Source organism: Nocardia sp. CDC153, assembly GCF_035818515.1.
GTDB lineage: Bacteria > Actinomycetota > Actinomycetes > Mycobacteriales > Mycobacteriaceae > Nocardia.
In genome coordinates, this window is record NZ_JAYKYU010000004.1 from 534,804 (window position 1) to 553,489 (window position 18,686).

Consider the following 18,686-nt stretch of genomic DNA (forward strand, 5'->3'; position numbering starts at 1 on the left):
CACCACGGAATCGGCGAGCCGGGTCAGAGTTCCTGCTGACCCCACACCAGCCGCAGCACCCCGTTGAGGAACCAGATCACGAACAACCCCACCCCCGCGACCGGTGTCCACGCCAGCGCCAACAGCACCGAGGCCGCGCCGAACCACACGATCTCCAAAACGATGCGCCGCCACCCCTTTTGCGGGAACCGCGCGTCCTTGGCCGCCCCGAACAACGCCCACACCACGATGAACACCGCCGGGGCCGCCAACCCCGCCAGAATGCGCACCGCCAACGGTGCGGACACCGTGAACCCCCACCACGCCGCCGCGGCGAGCACGCACAGTTCCAGCACGAACATCAGCAACAGGTTCGCGCCCTGCAGCACCTTCATCGCCACACCAACTTCAATACCGCCGGAGTCAACAGCATGCGGATCACGGTGGCGTCCAACACCAACGCCGCGATCATGCCGTAGGCAATGTATTTCATCAGCACCAGATCCGAGAACCCGAACGCCCCGGTCACCACGATCAGAATCGCCGCGGCCGAGGTGATCACGCCGCCAGTGTGGGCGATGCCGTAGCGGATCGCCTCGGGCGCATCGGCTCCCGCCGCGCGCGCCTCGGCCATGCGCGACTGCAGAAACACCTCGTAATCGGTGGAGAGCCCGAACAGCACCGTCACGATCAACACCAGCACCGCGAACATCAACGGGCCCGGCGTGAAATCGAATAATCCCGCCCCGTGCCCTTCGACGAAGATCCAGGTCAACACCCCCAAGGTCGCGCCCAAACTCAACGCCGACATCACCACGGCCTTGATCGCCAACACCAGCGACCGAAATGCCGCGTACATCAACGCGATCGCCGCCACCACGAGAATCGTCGCCAGCAGCGGCAGCCCTTTGATCAACCCTTGGATGCTGTCGCGTTCGAGGGCGGGCACCCCGGCCACCATCACCACCACCCCCGCCGGTGCCGGGATCGCGCGCAGCGCCGCCATCACCGTGTCGGCGTCGCGTTTGTCGGCCAAACCGCTGGCCAACACCGTCACCTGATCCTTGCTCGGCGCGGCCGGATCGAACGGCCCGGTCATGCGCGCCCCCACCCGCTGATTGGCCTCGAACCGGATATCGGACAGCTGCTGCGAGTTCGCGCCCACCACCACCAATTTCAGTGGCTCGGTACGGAATTGGGGGAACATGCGGTCGAAATCCTGCTGGGCCACCCGCGCCGGATTGTTCGCCGCCAGATACCGTTCGCTCAACCCCCCGAACTCGATGTGGCGAAACGGCAGAATCAACGCCACCAGCATCACCACCACCGGCACGATCACCAGCCACGGTTTGCGCATCGCGAACACCGCCAGCCGGGAAAAGAACCCGGCGTCGATCTGCTCGGCGGTGCGAATACTGGCCAGCCGATGCCAGCCCCATAGATCGATGCGTCGACCCACGATCGACAGCGCCGCCGGCAATGCCGTCACCGACAACACCGCCGCCAACACCACCGAGGAGATACCGCCCAACGGCACCGACCGCAGCACCCCGTTGGGGTAGATGAACAACGCCCCCAAACTCACCGCGATGATCGCCGCCGAGAACAACACCGTGCGCCCGGCCGTGGCCACCGTGGCCGCGCTGGCCTGCTCCACGCTGCGCCCGGCCGCCAACTCCTCCCGGAATCGGGTCACCGCGAACAACCCGTAGTCGATGGCCAACCCCAAACTCACCAAGGTGACCACCGCCGAGGCGAACACATTGACCTGCAGATGATCGGTCAACAGCCGCATGATGCCCTGGCTGCCCAGAATCGTCATCCCGCCGATGAGCACCGGCAGCAGCGCCGCGATCACGCCGCCGAACACGAAATACAGCAGGATCGCCACCAACGGCAGCGCGATCAACTCCGCGCGGTGGATGTCGTCCTGCATGCCGGTGTTGATGCCCTCCACCACCGGCTGCATCCCCGCCAACTGCACCGTCGTGCCGCCCGGACCCGACCCCGGTGTGCCGGCATGGAATTCGTTCTTGATGGCCAGATAGTTCTCGACCGTGTCGGTGCCGCCGTCACCGCGCAACCCGATACTGGCGAAGGCATGGGTGCGTGAGGCGTCGGCGAACTGGCCCATCAACGCGCCGTCCCAATACGAATCGATCTTCAAGATCCGATCCGGGTGGGCAGTGCGCAGCCGGGTCAGCTCCGCGGCCACCGCACTGCGCACCGGCTCGTCGTCGACGGTCAGCCCGGGCGGGGCGGTGTAGAGGGCGATCAGGTCCGCGTCGGTGTCGCGGCCGAAGGTCGTATCGGCGAGCTTGGAAGCCGCCACCGACTGGCTCGACTCATCGAACCAGCCCTCCTGCGTGAGATGTTTACCGAGGTCGCGGCCATAGAATCCGGACGCCAGCACCGCGACGGCGAAGGCGGCGAACACCAGAAACCGGAAATGGTGGATCGTTCGCCCCCACCGTAGGGATCCGGCCTCCACCATCAGCCGCAGGCCGCGGTCTTGTAATCGGCCGAGCGCAGAATCCCGCACAGATCCGTGCGCGAGATCTTCCAGCGCCCGTCCTTGTACACGAAATGCACCACCGTGGTGCGCACATCGGTGCCGGTGCCGTCCTTGTCCAGACTCAATGTGGCGGTCAGGGTGCCGTCGTGATTGTCGAACACCGGATCGCGCACTCCGTACACCGCGTGCGGATGATCGGCCAGAGCCTTGTACATGTCGGGGATCGCGTCCTTGAACGCGTCACCGTCCTCGATCAACGCGGTGCGGTCCGCGTCGGGCAGGTTCGGATCCAGCGCGGACTTGATCTGCTGATCCAGTTGCGCCGCGGTCGGAATCGCCGGGCGCGCGGCCACACTCGACGACGCCGCGGCCGCCGAGGACGCACTCAACGCCGCATACGCCGAGGACCGCGCCGCGGCCACCTTGGACTCGTCATCGCTCCCGCCGCACGCGGCGAGCGACGCGCCGAGCACGGTCAACACAAGCGTGGCGGTCACCGGTCGTCGAAGTCGCATCAACATCCTCGTCAGCTCGAACTGCGGTTGTGTGCCGCTAGTTTGTCATGCGCGCTCGCGCAGAGTGATTCGCCTGTCACAGACACCACCGGCGCCGGGGTGGCTCACATACCGTCCAGGACCGCGCTCAACCGACCCAACAGCGCCCGCACCGTCGTGGCCTCGCGCGGCGCGGCCGCCGCCACCGGCTGCGCCGCCGGAATCAGATCCCGCACCAACGCCACCACACTGCGCTCGTCGTCGAGATCGATATCGGTCACCGGCGCCACCGCCACCGCCACCACATCCTCGGGCGCGGGCACCGCGGACTCGAGGTCGCCGCGATAGATCTCCACCGTCAAACTCGCCCGATGGGTGCGAAACGCGAACGAGCGCCCGTCGGCGGTGACCCCGAACCCGTGCGCGTAGCGGCCCACCGTCACGTCCTCGACCCGGAAACCCGACCGGTCCTCGGCTACCAACACATCTCCCTGATACAGCGCCCTTTTGCCTTCCACGGTAACCGTCCGCCCCGACACCGCCACCGAATCCCCATGTCACATCATGCAAATCGGCACGCGGTGCACGCGCCACGCCGTCGCGAAGACCCCCACTTGTCGGCCGCACGAGAGGAACATGGTCAGATTAGAGAGCACGCATGATTTCGTCGGTCAGTTCGGTCAGTAAGGAGTTCGCTGCATGCGCCGTCGCGGCTGGATCCGTTCGGCCCTCGCGGGGGCGGCGGTGGTGACCCTGCTGGCCGGATGCTCGGACCAGCAGAGCAACTCCGACAACGCCACCCGGGAACCGGCCACCCCCGCGCTCGCCCCCACACCGGCGGCCACCCCCGCCGGGCAGGTGAGCCCGAGCGCGCCGATCTCGCTGCTGCTCGACGAACCGGCCACCGGGGTGCTGGCCGCGGTCGTCGACTCCGGCACCACACTGCAGCTCATCGACAACGGTGCGACGCGGCCGATCTCGTTGCCGGGCAAGGCCGCCGCCCTCGCGGCCGGCCGGCCCGGGGAGATCCTGGTCGCGGTGCCGAACGCGATCGTGCGCGTGGACGCCGCCACCGGCGCGACGACCCAGATCAGGATCGACGGGGATGTGCACGCGGTCGCGTTGCGCCCCGACGGGTCCCTGGTCGCGGGCCTGGCCAACGGGAAAGTACTGCTCCTGGACGCCGAAGGGGCCGTGCGCCACACCATTTCGGGCCTGTCCTCGGCCGACGCTCTCACCGCCGGACCCGACGGCGTCGTGATCCTCGACCGCCGCCAGACCGCCATCGTCGCGCTCGACGGCGACACCAAACTCGGGCTGTCGCTGCGCGCGGGCGACGGCGCCACCGCCATGATCGGCGACCACTTCGGCCGCAGCCTGGTCACCGACACCGCCGGGGGCGAACTGCTGGTCTACACCGCCGATCCCTTGGTCCTGCACCAGCGTTTCCCGGTAGGCTCTGCTCCCTACGCACTCGCCTACGATCAGCGGTCCGAGACCGTGTGGGTGACGCTGACAGCCAGCAACGAAGTCGTCGGCTACGACCTGTCAACGGGTATACCGGTAGAGGTGGGGCGCTACCCGACGGTGCGCCAGCCCAACTCGGTCACCGTCGACAACCGCACCGGCGACATGTTCGTGGGATCCGCGACCGGCGACGGTCTGCAACGGATCGGCGCGGACCAGCGGAAGAGAGGGCAGTGATGGCTCGGGCCTCACGATCGGCGCACCAATCGCGCACATTACCGGAAGGCTGGGAGGAAACCAGCGACGAATGGGAATACGTGCCCCTGCGACTGCCGCCCGGCGTCAGCAGGGTCACCGCCGCCCTCCGGCTATCCATCCACGCGGAATACAGCGGCTGGGAGCTCTCACGCGTGCGCGCCTACACCGACGGCTCGCGTCGAGTGTTGTTGCGCCGCCGCAAGACTCCCCAGCTATCCCCGACACCCGAGGCGGTGATGTAACCCAATATGTATGAGCGCCTGTACGCCCTGTTGCTGAAGGTGATGTTCCGACTGCAGCCGGAAACCATCCACCATCTGGCCTTCGCCGCCATGCGGCTGGCGACCCGGTTCGCCCCGGGCCGCAAGCTCACCGCGGCGATGCTCGTCGACCCCGACCCGATCCTTCGCACTCGCGTGTTCGGTGTGGACTTCCCCGCACCGCTGGGACTGGCCGCCGGATTCGACAAGAACGCCGACGGTGTCGACGCATGGGGCCCGCTCGGGTTCGGCTACGCCGAAATCGGCACCGTCACCGCCCAGGCCCAGCCCGGCAACCCCGCGCCGAGGCTGTTCCGCCTGCCCGCGGACCGCGCGCTCATCAACCGCATGGGCTTCAACAACTTCGGCGCCGCCGCCGCGGCGCAACACCTGGCCGCGCGGCTGCCCGGCGGCGTGCCCATCGGCGCCAACATCGGCAAGACCAAGGTCGTCGAACCCGAAGACGCCGCCGCCGACTACGCCATCTCGGCGAAACTGCTCGGCCCGCTGGCCGACTTCATGGTCGTCAACGTCTCCTCCCCCAACACCCCCGGCCTGCGCGACCTGCAAGCCGTCGAGTCCCTGCGCCCCATCCTGCAGGCCGTCCTGGCCGAGGTCTCGATCCCGGTGCTGGTGAAGATCGCCCCCGACCTGTCCGACGAGGACATCGACGCCGTGGCCGACCTCGCCGTCGAACTCGGCCTGGCCGGCATCGTCGCCACCAACACCACCATCGGCCGCGACGGGCTGACCACCCCCGCCGCCGACGTGGAACCGATCGGCGCGGGCGGCCTGTCGGGCCCCCCGGTCGCCGACCGCTCCCTGGAAGTCCTGCGCCGCCTCTACGCCCGCGTCGGCGACAAACTGGTCCTCATCTCCGTCGGCGGCATCGAAACCGCCGACCAGGCCTGGGCCCGCATCCGCGCCGGCGCCTCCCTCCTGCAGGGCTACACCGGCTTCATCTACGGCGGCCCCCTCTGGCCCAAACACATCCACCAGGGCCTGGCCGCCCACCTCCGCGCCCACGGCTACACCTCCCTCTCCGAAGCCGTAGGCGCAGAACACAAAACCCGCGCCTGACCCGACCGCCGCCCAACCTGGACTAGGAGCGAATCGCGTCCTCGGCCATTCGTTGGGCCAGACGTCGGGCGAGCAGCAGGACGGCGCGTTCGACACCGATGCCGAGGCGGGTGGCCAGATCGGCGGCCCACAGGTGGGCGGCTTCGTCCTCGACGATGGCCGGGTCGGACAGGATCTCGTCCAATTCCATTCCGGCGCGCGCCTGCTCGCGCGTGAGGTGACGCGCGGGAAGCCAGCTCAGCTGCCAGTGCGCGGTCATAGCTCCCCCCGTTCGGCACGACGCCCGCGCAGCGTCTCGCAGGCCTGCTCGAGATCGATCCTCAGTTCGTCGGCAAGAGCGTGCGCGCGCTGCCAGGCCGCCTCGGACACACACGGCAGCGCACAGATCAATTCGGTGAGTTCCATTGCCGCCGAGGCCTGTTCGTAGGTCAGAAGGCGGTCGGGGTGCCAGCTGAGCTGCCACGCTGGTTCGGGTCGGCGCAGCAGGTGCTCGGCGCACTCCGCGGTGAGGCTGGTGGTGATGGAATGAGGGGCGAGGTAGAGAGTCATCGAGGTCTCCGGATGGGAAGTGGAGTGCGTCACCGCCGAAGCGCGAGCACACCGCGAGATGCCGAATACCGGCCGACCTCGTGGGGTGGTCGGCCGGGCGCTCGAATCCGCGGATGTCGTTGTCGGCCTGAATGATCGACGCCGCGGGTGGGTGGGTGGCAGCTGCGCGGGCGGAGGCCGCCCGACTAGCGCACCGCGACGTCGATTTCCTGCTCCGCGTCGCCGTCACTCATCGCTGCCCGCCTGTGTCGGCGGATGTGTCGAATCATCAGAACCACTCCGGACACCGGACCTCCCGAACCGTCTGGTGGGCGCGGTACTTCGCCACCATCAGTATGACATTTGCCGTGTGTCACCGTCTTTAGCCGGTGAGGTCCGGCATTTGTCACTATCCCAACTGGTTTTACGTTTCGGCTGTTCAGTAAACATGTTCGACGGTATTGTTGGGGCAAATGGCAACAGGCAATCTTCCCCTCGGCCCCGAGTCCGCCATGATCGCACCGGATGACACGGTCCTGGCCGTCACCGCTGCCCTCAAGAGCCTGCGCAAACGCTCGGGCCTGGTCCCCGGCCGCGTGCACCGGACTCAGGTCGATCTTCGGAGCCTGTTGCGGCTCAGCGTGGTTCGCCACTACGCCCACCGCGGCAAGACCACCCCCGAGGTCGCGCTGTTGGAGGCGATCCGCCACGTCGCCTGCAATCTCGAGGTCACCGATCGCCTGATCGTCGACGCCGAGTTGTGTCTGGGGATGTTGCGTGACCACCCGCCGGCGGGCATCGACCTGCGCCAGTTCTATGCCACCGAGCTCACCGCCCGACGCCGCTACCTCACCCTGCACTGGCGCCGACTGCACGAGGCACTGGGCGCGACGACGATCCCCGGCGCACCCAGTGTGCGCACCCTGCGCGAGGCACCCGAAGAGCGGGCGTTCACCGCGCTGGCGACCCTGCTGACCTCCGCGTCCGATCCCGAAGCGGCCGAACGCAAAACGGTCACCATCATCGGCGACGCGGTCATGGACATGATCGTCGAGGTCGACAACTTCCCCCGGCGCGGCGTCCCGATGTGGGGCGATTTCCGGCGACGCCCGGGCGGCAAGGGACTCAAACGCGCTGTCACACTGGCGAAGCTGGGTCTCGAGACGCGGCTGCTCACCGCCATCGGCAATGATCGCGAGGGGCGTGAGATCCTCGACTACCTGGCCCGCGAGGGCGTCGACACCAGCCTGATCAAGATGGTCTCCGAGCTGAGCACCCCGGTCACCATCATGATCGAAGCCGCCGACGGCGAGGAATACACCCCGATCGCCGCCAAGCGCGGCCGCACCCAACTCGCCTCCTCCGACCTCGACCAAGCCGCCAACCTACAGGCGCTCACCGACGTGAAAGCCGTACTGCTCACCTTCGAGCAATCCGTCCCCGTGATCGAACGGACACTGGAAGCGGTTGGCGCGCAAAAGAACACGACCACCGCGCCGGGTCCGCCGTGGCTGGTCGTGAACGTGGCACCGCAGCGCCCCTTGACCGCGGCGATGAGTGCGCACCTGTCGGCGATCGATCATCTGGTCGGCTCACCCGACGAGATCGCCGCGCTGCGCCCGGATCAGCCGCCCGAGTCGGTGGCAGGGTGGCTGCTCGATCGCGGCGTGGGTTCGGTCTGCGTCATCGAACGCTCCCGCTGCACCATCCACCGAGCCGGCGCCGGCACCATCGAGGTCTGCTTCTTCGACAACGACTATCCCGGTGTCTCGGGCGCGGCCTCGGCGTTCTCCTCCGCCCTGACCTACCGACTCGTCTCACTCGATCGCGCCGCCGTCCCGGCCGACTTCGAATGGGCCACCGCGGCCATGGCCGACCTCAACCTGCGCGCCGCCCGCATGCCACCCGGACACGGCACACCCGACACCATGGCAGCGGCCGACGCGATCGACGCGATCGTCGCCGAATCCTCGACGCGATCGACCCAGGAATGACACGAGGGGAAAACCGGCACCGAGCCCGCGGCCGGTATAGCATCGTGCGCGGCCCGGCATATGAAGCGATCGGTGAGGGCCCCAATGCCGTGGTTATCGTCCCTGACCGGAGGATCGCTTGACGACAGCGAACGCGCAGTCCCTGGACGACGACACCGAACACGTCTTCACCCGCTACGGGCGCGCCATCCGGCTGCGGGTGATACCGCTGGATTCGGACGAAAGTCTCGGCCATGCGCTGATTTTCGGCCGCATCGAACCCGACTGTCTGGTTCGCATTCATTCCCGCTGCCTCTACGGCGACGCCCTGCACTCCGACGACTGCGATTGCGGGCCCGAACTCGAACTCGCCCTGGACATGATCCAGGCCGAGGGGTGCGGCGTGCTGCTCTACCTCGAACAGGAAGGCCGCGGGGCCGGACTGATCGGCAAGGCCCGCGGCTACGCCCTGAGCCAGCGTGAACACCTCGACACCTTCGCCAGCTACGCGAAACTCGGCCTGCCCCCGGACGCACGGACCTACACCGCGGCCGCGAAGACACTGCTCAACCTCGGACTGTGCTCGGTACGACTGCTGACCAACAACCCCGACAAGGAAGCACAGCTGCGCGCGGCCGGGGTGGCGGTGCATCCGGTGCCGCTGCTGGTGGTGCCGGGCAATCCCTGGGTGCACCAGTACCTGCAGGCCAAGCGCGAACACCGCGGCCACCGGTTGCCGCAGGGCTGGGGGACGCACCGGGCGCTGCGGGCGCTCTCCGGCGGCACGTGCATCGCCGTGTTCGGCGGAATCTGCGCGGGCGCAGCGGGTTTCATCGCCGCCGGCGTCGACGGTCGCTGGGTGCTGCCGGTCGTCTCGGCCGCCACGGCCCTCGCCGGCCTGGCGATCGGACGCTTCGGACCGCAACGCACGCGACTGCTGCGCGCCCGGATCCGGCTGACGCTGGCCCGCGGCTCTCGACCCTGACGGCTTCGAACAACTCATGTCCTGCAATCGACCGCTCGGCCATAATTGCCGAAGGCGGTCGGCAAGGCGGGGTAGGGCGTGAAAGAGCTTCAGGCAACTGCACATTCGCTGTTCCGAAAGGGACGCGAACTGCGGGTGCGGGTGAAGGAAATACGCGACGAAACCGGTGTCGGGCACCTGCTGATCTTCGGTGAGCCGACCGACGGCTGTCTGGTGCGCATCCATTCACGCTGCCTCTACGGCGACACCCTCGGCTCCGACGACTGCGACTGCGGGCCCGAATTCCAACTGGCCCTGGACATGATCCAGGACGAGGGCGGCCAAGGTGTCGTGATCTACCTCGAGCAGGAGGGACGTGGGTTGGGACTCGAGGTCAAGGCCAGGGGGCTGCACGTCGGGGAACGAACCGGCGCGGACACCTTCGACGCGTACCGCCTGCTCGGCCACCCCGAAGACTCCCGCACCTACGAACACGCCGCGGTGGCGCTGGCGAAGCTGGGGCTGCGGTCGGTGCGGTTGATGACCAACAACCCCGACAAGGTCCAGGCGGTCGAAAACGCCGGGCTGCGGGTGCGGGCGATCTCGTTGCACACCACGCCACGCAGCGTCCGGGCCGCGCGCTACATGGCGGCCAAGGCCAAGCGGCGCAGCGCCTATTCACAGCTTCCGGCCCGGGATCGATAAATTCGGCCACTCGGGTGGCCGGTGTAGCCCACGACACGATCGCGACGATCTGGTTACGATGAGTGAGCCGCGCCACAAACGGCGCGTGGCCATCGCAGGGGTGGATGGGTGCGCGGGTGGCCGGTGCAGCGAGAGGCAATCGGGAAAAGGGTTATGACGACTGATATCGGGTATGCGCACGCATCGGGGAAGACCGTTCACACGATTCCGGAGGCGTTTCAGGAGACGGTGACGTTGCGGCCGGGGCAGGTGGCGTTGCGGACCGTGGGGGGTACACGGCAGATCACCTGGGCCGAGTATGCGCAGCGGGTGCGCTCGATCGCGGCGGGGCTGGCCGGGTTGGGGGTCGGGCCCGGGGACACCGTGGGCATCATGTTGACCAACCGGCCCGAATTCAATCTGGTCGATACCGCCGCACTGCACGTGGGCGCCACACCGTTCTCGATCTACAACACCAGCTCCCCCGAACAGATCGCGCACCTGTTCACCAATGCCGAGAACAAGGTGGTCATCACCGAACCGGCGTTCCTGGACACCGTGCGCGGCGCGGGCGTCGAGCTCGAACACATTGTGCTGGTGGAGGGTTCGGCCGCGGGCACGCTGACCCTGGCCGAGGTCGAGGCCGCACCCAAGGCCGACTTCGACTTCGACGCCGCCTGGCGCGCGGTCAAACCCGACGACATCGCCACCCTCATCTACACCTCCGGCACCACCGGACCCTCCAAGGGCGTGGAACTGACCCACGCCAATGTCGTGGCCCAGATCGTGGGCCTGGTCGAGGGCCCGCTCACCGTCGGCCTGGACGACCGCTCGGTGTCGTATCTGCCCGCCGCCCATGTGGCCGACCGCATTTCGGGCCACTGCGCCAACCTGTTCACCGGCGTGCAGATGACCTGCGTGCCCGACCCGCGCGAAATCGCGGCCGCCCTGCCCGACGCGCGCCCCACCGCGTTCTTCGGGGTGCCGCGCGTGTGGCAGAAGATCAAGGCCGGGATCGACGCCAAACTCGCCACCGAGGCCAGCCCGGTCAAAAAGGCCCTCGCCGGGTGGGCGCTCGGTGTCGGCGCGCAGGCCGCCCGCGCCGACCTGGCCGGAACCCCGCGCGGCGTGCTGCTCGACGTGCAACACAAGCTGGCCGACGCGCTGGTGTTGAGCAAGCTGCGTCACGCGCTGGGCTTCGACGAGCTCAAGGTCGCCGCCTCCGGCGCCGCGGCCATCCCGCCCGAAACCCTGGAATACCTGCTGGGCCTGGGCTTCACGGTCACCGAGGTCTGGGGTATGTCCGAAACCTCGGGTGTCGGCACCTACACCCCGCTGGCCAAACCCAAGCCCGGCACCGTCGGTGTCCCGCTCAAAGGTGTGGAGCTGCGTTTGGCCGAGGACGGTGAGCTGCTCATTCGCGGCGGTATCGTGACCCGCGGCTACCGCAAGATGCCCGAGAAGACCGCCGAGGCCATCGACGCCGACGGCTGGCTGCACACCGGCGACGTGGCCACCATCGACGGCGACGGCTACGTCAGCATCGTCGACCGCAAGAAGGAACTCATCATCAACGAGGCGGGAAAGAACCTGTCTCCCACCAATATCGAGAACACCGTCAAGGCGGCGTCCTCACTGGTCGGCCAGGTGGTCGCGATCGGCGACGCCAAACCCTACATCTCCGCGCTCATCGTGCTCGACCCCGACACCGCCGTGGTCCGCGCCAAGGCCCTGGGCACCCCCGACGCCGACCTGAAAACCCTGGCCGCCCACCCGGAGATCGTCGCCGAGATCAAGGCCGCCGTCGCCATCGCCAACGCCAAACTCTCCCGCGTCGAACAGATCAAACGCTTCACCATCCTCGAAGAGGGCTGGGAACCCGGCGGCGACGAACTGACCCCCACCCTCAAACTCAAGCGCACCCCCATCGCCACCAAATACGCCACCCACATCGCCTCCCTCTACCTCACCCCGCCCCCCGAAGGCGTCATCAACATGAGCTGACCCCCACCCGGTGATCAGCACACGAACGTGGGCCCGGACGAAAAGTCCGGGCCCACAGCCGTATCCGCTCACCGGTCACGCCGCACGCCGAGCCGATGAGCGACCAGGGCGAGCGCGCGGTGCTGGCCGCTGTTTACGGCAATGGGCCGATTCCTGCACTCTCGCAGCGATATCGACAGGAAACCGTCGATCGGCGAGGGATTGTGCAGGAATCGGCCCAAGGCGGTTTCGGGGTCGACGCCTACTTCTGCTCGTGGGTGCCGATGATCGTCGCCCGCCCGATGGCGTGCATGAACAGGTTGAAGCCCAGGTAGGCCGGTGAGGCGGTGTCGTCGACCTCGAGCCGCTCCACTCCGACCGCGTGCACGACCACGAAATACCGGTGCGCGCCGTGCCCGGCGGGCGGGAACGCGCCGGTGTACTCGCGCAGGCCCGCGTCATTGCGCAGGTGCAGCGCCCCGGCGGGCAGACTGCCGCCGGCGCTGGCCTGCCCGGTCTCGAGGCTGGTGGTGGTGACCGGCACATTGGCCAGCACCCAGTGCCAGAAGCCCGAGGCGGTGGGGGCGTCGGGGTCGTACATGGTGACCGCGAAACTCTTGGTCTTGGCGGGGAATCCGGACCAGCTCAGCTGCGGGGAGATATCGCGCCCACCCGCCCCGCCCAACGCGGAGACCTGGTCCAGCGCCAGCGGCTTGCCGTCGCTGATATCGGTGGAGGTGAGGGTGAACTCGGGCAGCTGCGGCAGCGCGGCATACGGGTTGTACGAATAATCCGGCACGACAGGTCCTTTCGATTCGTCAGCTGTGCAGTAGGAAGTGTTCCAGCACGCGGGTGCCGAATTCGAGCGATTCCACCGGAACCCGCTCGTCGACCCCGTGGAACAGCGCGGTGAAATCCAACTCCGGGGGCAGCCGCAGCGGCGCGAACCCGAAGCAGCGAATCCCCAACTTGGCGAAGGCCTTCGCGTCGGTGCCACCCGAGAGCATGTAGGGCACCGTCCGCCCGGCCGGATCGTGAGCCAGGATCGCGTCGTTCATGGCATCGACCAGATGCCCGTCGAAGGTCGTCTCATAGGAGTCGAGTTTGGTGATCCACTCGCGCTCCACATCCGGGCCGATCAACGCGTCGACCTCCCGCTCGAACTCGGCTTGGCGCCCCGGCACCACCCGGCAGTCGACCACCGCCTCGGCGCTCTGCGGAATCACATTGGCCTTGTAACCCGCCCGCAGCATCGTCGGGTTGGCGGTGTCACGCAACGTCGCACCGATAATGCGCGAAATGGTGCCCAACTTGGCCAGCTGACCCTCGATATCCGGTGAGGCGGGATCGAATTCGAGCCCGGACTCCTCGGCCACCGCCGCCAAGAACTCCGCCACAGAATCCGAGACCACCAGCGGGAAGGTGTGGGTGCCCAGCCGCGCCACCGCCTGGGACAAAATGGTGACCGCATTGTCCTCGTGCAGGAACGACCCGTGCCCGGCGCGCGCCTTGGCGCGCAACCGCATCCAACCCAAACCCTTCTCCGCGGTCTCCACCAGATACAGGCGACGCTCACCGCCATCGGGTTTGGGCACCGTCAGCGAGAACCCGCCGACCTCCCCGACCGCCTCGGTGACACCTTCGAACAAATCCGGTCGATGCTCCACCAGCCACTGGCACCCCCACCGGCCGCCGTTCTCCTCATCGGCCACGAACGCCCACACGATATCGCGCGGCGGCACCGTCCCCTCGATCTTGAACTGCCGGGCCACGGCCAACATCATGCCGACCATGTCCTTCATATCGACCGCCCCGCGCCCCCACACGTAGCCGTCGCGCACCGCACCCGAGAACGGGTGCACACTCCAGTCGGCCGCCTCGGCGGGCACCACATCCAAATGCCCGTGCATCATCAGCGCACCGCGCGAGGAGTCCGCGCCCTTCAACCGGGCGAACACATTCCCGCGCCCGGGCGCCCCCGACTCCACATACTCGGTCTCGTACCCGGCTTGCTCGAGTTGCTCGGCCACCCACAGCGCACACTCGCGCTCGCCCTTGGTGGTCTCGAGTTCACCGGTATTGGAGGTGTCGAACCGGATCAGCGCACTGACCAGGTCCACCACTTCCGACACGGCACGCGGGGTGTGGGTTTCGGCAGTTTCGGACACGTCCCTTTCCTACCACTTCCCCGGCATCGCGCACCCATCCGCGGTCGGACCCCACACCCGCGCACCCAGTCCAACCCACTCGCCAACAGTTGAAATCAGCCATCCCCCAACCCGAGTCGCCGAGTGGCACACCCTGGCGGCTGTTCCGGGCAAATCCCCTCCAGGATGTGCCAGTCGACGCTCAGCGCAGGAAGCGGATGGTGGTGGTGAGGGTGGCCAGCAGCGAGTCCAGGCGCTGGTCGGCGATGCGGCGTTCCAGAACAGCCAGGTCGACGCGGGTGGCGGTGGCCCACAGCTCGCCGATATGGGCTTGGACGTCGACGTCGGTGGCCGCGAGCACCCACAGCAGCGGCGGCCACAGGCGCGCGGCCTGGGCCAGGGCGGGCAGGGCCAAGACGGTCGACGTGTCGAGGTAGGCCAGGCGCAGCCCGGCGCGGCGGCGCACCTCGGCGGGGGTGCGGGCGAGGGGTTCGAGCACACCGCGCAGGATCGCCACCTCGGTGCTGCCGTCCACGGCGTCGACGAGAATCTCGGCCACCTCCGACACCACCGGATTCAACGCCAGCCGCGTCAACGCGTTCGGGCTCAGATGCCCCAGGAAGCGCAGCATGTCGGCGGTGGCGTCGGCGGCGATGAACGTGGTGATCAGATCCGCGATCGCCGAGGGCGGGGCCACTTCGAACAGAATGTCACCGACCGCGGCGATCACCTCGGGGCTGCAGCGCGCGAACACCGACAGCGCCGCCAACCGCAACTCCTTGGAGCCGTTGACGACCGTGCCCAACAGCCGCGGCAGCCGCTGACCGCTGCCCGCCAGCAACTGTCGCACCACCGCGCTCAGCGACTCCCCCGAATAGGCGTAGGACGCCGAGAAGATCAGGCCCTCGTCATCGGGCACCCCCGCCTCGACCGCGCGCACGAGTTCCGGTGTCGCATAGGCCAAGAACGGGCCGGCGGTGATGTAGTCACGCCGGGCCAGCAGCTCGTTGAGGATCGCCACCACCGGCGCGGGCGGCGCGTCATCGGCGAGCTGGCCGACCGTGCGCGGATCCAGGAACGGCGCGCAGTCCGCGGCATAGCCGACATCCATGCGCAGCAACGCCTCGATCGCCTTGTCCGGATAGATCACCCCGATCGCCCCGGCCGCGCGCCCGGTCATACTGGGCGGCACCAACTTCTGCACGATCGGCAACGAAATGCTCAGCGGGATCAGCGGAACCAGCGCCGCGATCCGCTCGAAGACGGCCTGGTGCTGGTCGAACAGCGGCACCGCCAGGCGTTGCTGCAGCTCGTGCAGCCGGTGCGGGCCCAGTTTCTCGAGGTGCGCGAGCCGCTCCACCGGGACGTGCAGGGTCCGGGCCAGCAGCACCAGTTGGGCTCGCGTCACCAGATCGCTCATGAGACCGGCCGGTTAACGCAGCGCTGGCAAACCGCGAATTCGACTGTGGCGGCCATGCTTTCCCCGTTTCCCCGGAAGGCCTGGACCCGGCCACCCGATGTCGACCGCCCATCATAAAGGTGATCACCGGGCGAATAGTGCAAAAAGTGCAGAGTGCCTGTACACCGTTAGGATGCGGCCATGAGTCAACCCGCGGGGTGGTACCCCGAGCGTCCCGGATCCCCAGTGCTGCGCTGGTGGGACGGCAGCCAATGGACCAATCACACCCAGCCCCACCAGCAACCGGGACAACCCACCCAGCAACCCGACCGGGCAGCCTCCGACCAGTACGCCCAGCAACCCCGCCCCCAGCAGGCGAACCAATCCCACACCGGCGGACAGCCTTACGCGCCGCAGCAGTTCGGCGGGCAACCCCTCGCCCAGCAATCACAGCCGCATCAGGTGCAGCCGCCGCACCAGCATGCCCAGCAGGCCTACGGTCAGCAGCCCCAGCAATTCGGTCAGCCTCCACAGCAATTCGGTCAGCGTCCGCCGCAGCCCCAGCAGCCGGGCCAGCCCTACCCCGGGCCTCCGCAGCAGTTCGGCGGGCGCAGTGAGGCCACCCCGTGGGAGCTCGAGATCGGCAGCGCCGACAATCCGGCCGATATTCAGCGTCAGGTGCGGCAGCAGGCCGGTATCGCCCCCGCCCAGGCCGGTGGCGGCACCGTGTTCACCGAACCGGTGCTGGTGGTGAACCAGAAGGTCAAGTTGATCGAAATGGTCAACGAGTACAGCGTTTTCGACCAGCACGGCCGCCAGATCGGCGCGGTCGCCGAGGTCGGGCAGTCGGCACTGAAGAAGGCCGTGCGGTTCCTGTCCAGCTACGACCAGTTCATGACCCACAAGCTCGAGATCCGCGACGCGCACGGCCAGTGCCTGCTGCGAATCACCCGCCCGGCCAAGGTGTTCAAGTCCAAGTTCCTGCTCGAGCACGGCAATGGCGCGCCGATCGGGGAGATCATCCAGGAGAACATGATCGGAAAGATCAACTTCTCCTTCGTGGTCAACGGCCAACAGATCGGCGGCATCCGCGCCGAGAACTGGCGGGCCTGGAACTTCGCCATCCACGACCACACCGGCCAAGAGGTCGCCCGCATCACCAAGACCTGGGAGGGCCTGCTCAAGACCATGTTCACCACCGCCGACAACTATGTCGTGCAGATCCACCGCCAGCTGCCCCAGCCGCTGCTGTCGATGGTGGTGGCCTCGGGTCTGGCCATCGACACCGCCCTCAAGCAGGATTCGCGCGGGTGGAACTGACCGCGCAAGCCCTGCGTAAGCGCACGCAAGCGCCCGGTAATCGGCCGCCACCACAGTGGTCGCCATGAACGAGACACGAGATGTGGTGGTGGTCGGGGCCGGACCGGTCGGGCTGATGCTGGCGTGCGAGCTGCGCCTGGCGGGCGTGGACGTGCTCGTCGTCGAGCGACTGACCGCCCCGGATCCGACCATCAAGGCGGGCGGCATCAACGCCCCCGTCGCCCAGGCGCTGGACCGGCGCGGGCTCGAACCCTCGTTGCGCGCGGCCCACGACGCGGCGATGGCGCGGATGATGGAGCTTTTCGCGAAACCGAAGACTCCCGCCGGGCCCGCCACGTCCGCGGTACCGACAGCGCCCGCCGCCCCGATGCGCCCGCGCGCGGGCGGGCACTTCGCGGGAATCATGCTCTCCGCGGACCGAATCGACACCGAGGACCCGGCCTTCGCCGATCTCGGCCCGGCCGCCGAGTCCCGCTTCGTCGACCAGCAGGCCCTCGAGGCGATGCTCGCCGCCCGCGCCACCGAACTCGGCGTGCCGGTGCGGCGCGGGGTCGAGGTGAGTGGCTTCGACGACGACGGTATCGGGGTCAGCGTCGACTGCGGCGAGCACCGGGTGCGCGCGAGCTGGCTGGTCGGCTGCGACGGCGGCCGCAGCACCGTGCGCAAACTCGCCGGCTTCGAATTCCCGGGCCTGGACCCGGAAATCGCCGGCCGCCAGGCCGTGGTGGAGATGACCGGCGCGGAGGATGTGCCCCGCGGCTGGAACACCACCCCCACCGGCATCTACGTCTACGGCCCCACCCCCGGCCGCATCCTGACCGTCGAACTCGACGGCCCACCCGCCGACCGGGTCACCCCCGTCACCGCCGCCGAGCTCGAGGCCAGCTTCGAACGCGTCACCGGCGTGAAAGTCCAAATCAGCAAGGTGATTTCGGCGACCCGCTTCACCGACAACACCCGCCAGGTCCCCGACTACCGCAAGGGCCGGGTGCTGCTGGCCGGCGACGCCGCCCACGTGCACTCCCCCTTCGGCGGGCAGGGCCTGAATCTGGGCATCGGCGACGCGGCCAACCTGGGCTGGAAACTGGCCGCCGTCATCCGCGGCCGCGCCCCGGAAACCTTGCTGGACACCTACTCTCGCGAACGCCACCCCATCGGTGCCTGGGTCCTGGAGTGGACGCGCGCGCAGGTCGCGCTCATGCGCACCGATCCCCGCAGCCGCGCCCTGCGCAGCGTCGTCACCGAACTGCTCGACACCCCCGACGCCGCCACCCTCATCGCCAAACGCCTCGCGGGCGTCCTGCACCGCTACGACCTGGGCAGCGACGACCCCCTCGTCGGCACGGCCACACCGGATTTCGACCTCGCCGACGGCACCCGCCTGGCCGACCACTTCACCTCCGGCAAAGCCGTCCTACTCGACCTCACCGACTCCCCCGCCCTCCGCGCCACCGCCGCCCCCTGGTCGGACCGCGTCGAGATCCTCACCACCAAACCCGCCCAACCCCGCGAGCCCCTCTCGCTACTGATCCGCCCCGACGGCATCATCGCCTGGACCTCCGCTGCTCCCCACGCCCTGGACGGGGCACTGTCCACCTGGTTCGGGCAGCCGGACTGACCTGTCACACGATTGGA

General features: G+C 68.2%; 18 protein-coding genes. 9 read left to right on the plus strand and 9 right to left on the minus strand.

From position 1 onward, the window contains the following. Positions 1-23: 23 nt before the first annotated feature. The 4 genes from VMT65_RS24995 to VMT65_RS25010 form a co-directional block, all read right to left on the minus strand. On the minus strand, positions 24-374 hold the full coding sequence (locus VMT65_RS24995) for a YrdB family protein (protein ID WP_326310824.1): 351 nt from the start codon (positions 372-374) through the stop codon (positions 24-26). Continuing rightward, entirely contained in the window at positions 371-2,521 is a 2,151-nt protein-coding gene (locus VMT65_RS25000; protein ID WP_326310825.1) for an MMPL family transporter, read from the minus strand. The genes VMT65_RS24995 and VMT65_RS25000 overlap by 4 nt, the downstream gene beginning before the upstream one ends. Further along, positions 2,473-3,009 (minus strand): hypothetical protein, encoded by a 537-nt coding sequence (locus tag VMT65_RS25005; RefSeq protein ID WP_326310826.1) that lies wholly within the window; start codon positions 3,007-3,009, stop codon positions 2,473-2,475. Before VMT65_RS25005 ends, VMT65_RS25000 begins: the two co-directional genes overlap by 49 nt. Positions 3,010-3,113: 104 nt before the next feature. Continuing rightward, the gene (locus tag VMT65_RS25010; protein ID WP_442790307.1) at positions 3,114-3,470 is read right to left on the minus strand and encodes a hypothetical protein; all 357 of its coding nucleotides are present in this window, start codon (positions 3,468-3,470) and stop codon (positions 3,114-3,116) included. 217 nt (positions 3,471-3,687) lie between these two features. On the opposite strand from VMT65_RS25010, the gene VMT65_RS25015 reads away from it, so the two are divergent. Genes VMT65_RS25015 through VMT65_RS25025 form a run of 3 tightly spaced genes read left to right on the plus strand, consistent with a single transcriptional unit; the run spans position 3,688 to position 6,053 of the window. After that, the gene (locus tag VMT65_RS25015) at positions 3,688-4,692 is read left to right on the plus strand and encodes a hypothetical protein (protein WP_326310828.1); all 1,005 of its coding nucleotides are present in this window, start codon (positions 3,688-3,690) and stop codon (positions 4,690-4,692) included. Next, entirely contained in the window at positions 4,692-4,955 is a 264-nt protein-coding gene (locus VMT65_RS25020; RefSeq protein ID WP_326310829.1) for a DUF5703 family protein, read from the plus strand. The genes VMT65_RS25015 and VMT65_RS25020 overlap by 1 nt, the downstream gene beginning before the upstream one ends. Before the next feature lie 18 nt (positions 4,956-4,973). After that, positions 4,974-6,053 carry a quinone-dependent dihydroorotate dehydrogenase gene (locus VMT65_RS25025; protein WP_326311196.1) on the plus strand — a complete coding sequence of 360 codons (1,080 nt, stop codon included), beginning with the start codon at positions 4,974-4,976 and terminating at the stop codon, positions 6,051-6,053. A gap of 22 nt (positions 6,054-6,075) precedes the next feature. Here VMT65_RS25025 and VMT65_RS25030 read toward each other — a convergent pair whose 3' ends face one another. After that, positions 6,076-6,312, minus strand: coding sequence for a hypothetical protein (locus tag VMT65_RS25030; RefSeq protein ID WP_326310830.1), 237 nt, complete (start codon positions 6,310-6,312; stop codon positions 6,076-6,078). Next, complete coding sequence (locus tag VMT65_RS25035; protein ID WP_326310831.1) at positions 6,309-6,602, minus strand: hypothetical protein; 294 nt, start codon at positions 6,600-6,602, stop codon at positions 6,309-6,311. Before VMT65_RS25035 ends, VMT65_RS25030 begins: the two co-directional genes overlap by 4 nt. 452 nt (positions 6,603-7,054) lie before the next feature. On the opposite strand from VMT65_RS25035, the gene VMT65_RS25040 reads away from it, so the two are divergent. From VMT65_RS25040 to VMT65_RS25055, 4 genes are all read left to right on the plus strand, one after another. After that, positions 7,055-8,575, plus strand: coding sequence for a carbohydrate kinase family protein (locus VMT65_RS25040; protein WP_326310832.1), 1,521 nt, complete (start codon positions 7,055-7,057; stop codon positions 8,573-8,575). Between the two features lie 118 nt (positions 8,576-8,693). Beyond that, positions 8,694-9,539: a GTP cyclohydrolase II gene (locus VMT65_RS25045; protein WP_326310833.1), complete on the plus strand. Its 846-nt coding sequence runs from the start codon at positions 8,694-8,696 to the stop codon at positions 9,537-9,539. 141 nt (positions 9,540-9,680) lie between these two features. Then, the gene (locus VMT65_RS25050; RefSeq protein ID WP_326310834.1) at positions 9,681-10,223 is read left to right on the plus strand and encodes a GTP cyclohydrolase; all 543 of its coding nucleotides are present in this window, start codon (positions 9,681-9,683) and stop codon (positions 10,221-10,223) included. Positions 10,224-10,376: 153 nt separating this feature from the next. Next, positions 10,377-12,206 carry an AMP-dependent synthetase/ligase gene (locus tag VMT65_RS25055; RefSeq protein ID WP_326310835.1) on the plus strand — a complete coding sequence of 610 codons (1,830 nt, stop codon included), beginning with the start codon at positions 10,377-10,379 and terminating at the stop codon, positions 12,204-12,206. Between the two features lie 241 nt (positions 12,207-12,447). Here VMT65_RS25055 and VMT65_RS25060 read toward each other — a convergent pair whose 3' ends face one another. The 3 genes from VMT65_RS25060 to VMT65_RS25070 form a co-directional block, all read right to left on the minus strand. Then, positions 12,448-12,984: a YbhB/YbcL family Raf kinase inhibitor-like protein gene (locus tag VMT65_RS25060; RefSeq protein WP_326310836.1), complete on the minus strand. Its 537-nt coding sequence runs from the start codon at positions 12,982-12,984 to the stop codon at positions 12,448-12,450. Between the two features lie 19 nt (positions 12,985-13,003). Continuing rightward, on the minus strand, positions 13,004-14,353 hold the full coding sequence (locus VMT65_RS25065; RefSeq protein WP_326310837.1) for a M20/M25/M40 family metallo-hydrolase: 1,350 nt from the start codon (positions 14,351-14,353) through the stop codon (positions 13,004-13,006). A 181-nt stretch (positions 14,354-14,534) separates the two neighbouring features. Next, positions 14,535-15,752, minus strand: coding sequence for a hypothetical protein (locus VMT65_RS25070; RefSeq protein WP_326310838.1), 1,218 nt, complete (start codon positions 15,750-15,752; stop codon positions 14,535-14,537). 180 nt (positions 15,753-15,932) lie between these two features. Here VMT65_RS25070 and VMT65_RS25075 point away from each other — a divergent pair, with 180 nt between their 5' ends. Together VMT65_RS25075 and VMT65_RS25080 are read left to right on the plus strand one after the other, a co-directional pair. Beyond that, on the plus strand, positions 15,933-17,051 hold the full coding sequence (locus VMT65_RS25075) for a phospholipid scramblase-related protein (protein WP_326310839.1): 1,119 nt from the start codon (positions 15,933-15,935) through the stop codon (positions 17,049-17,051). A gap of 64 nt (positions 17,052-17,115) precedes the next feature. Continuing rightward, positions 17,116-18,669, plus strand: a complete 1,554-nt coding sequence (locus tag VMT65_RS25080; RefSeq protein WP_326310840.1) for an FAD-dependent oxidoreductase — start codon at positions 17,116-17,118, stop codon at positions 18,667-18,669. The last annotated feature ends 17 nt before the right edge of the window (positions 18,670-18,686 follow it).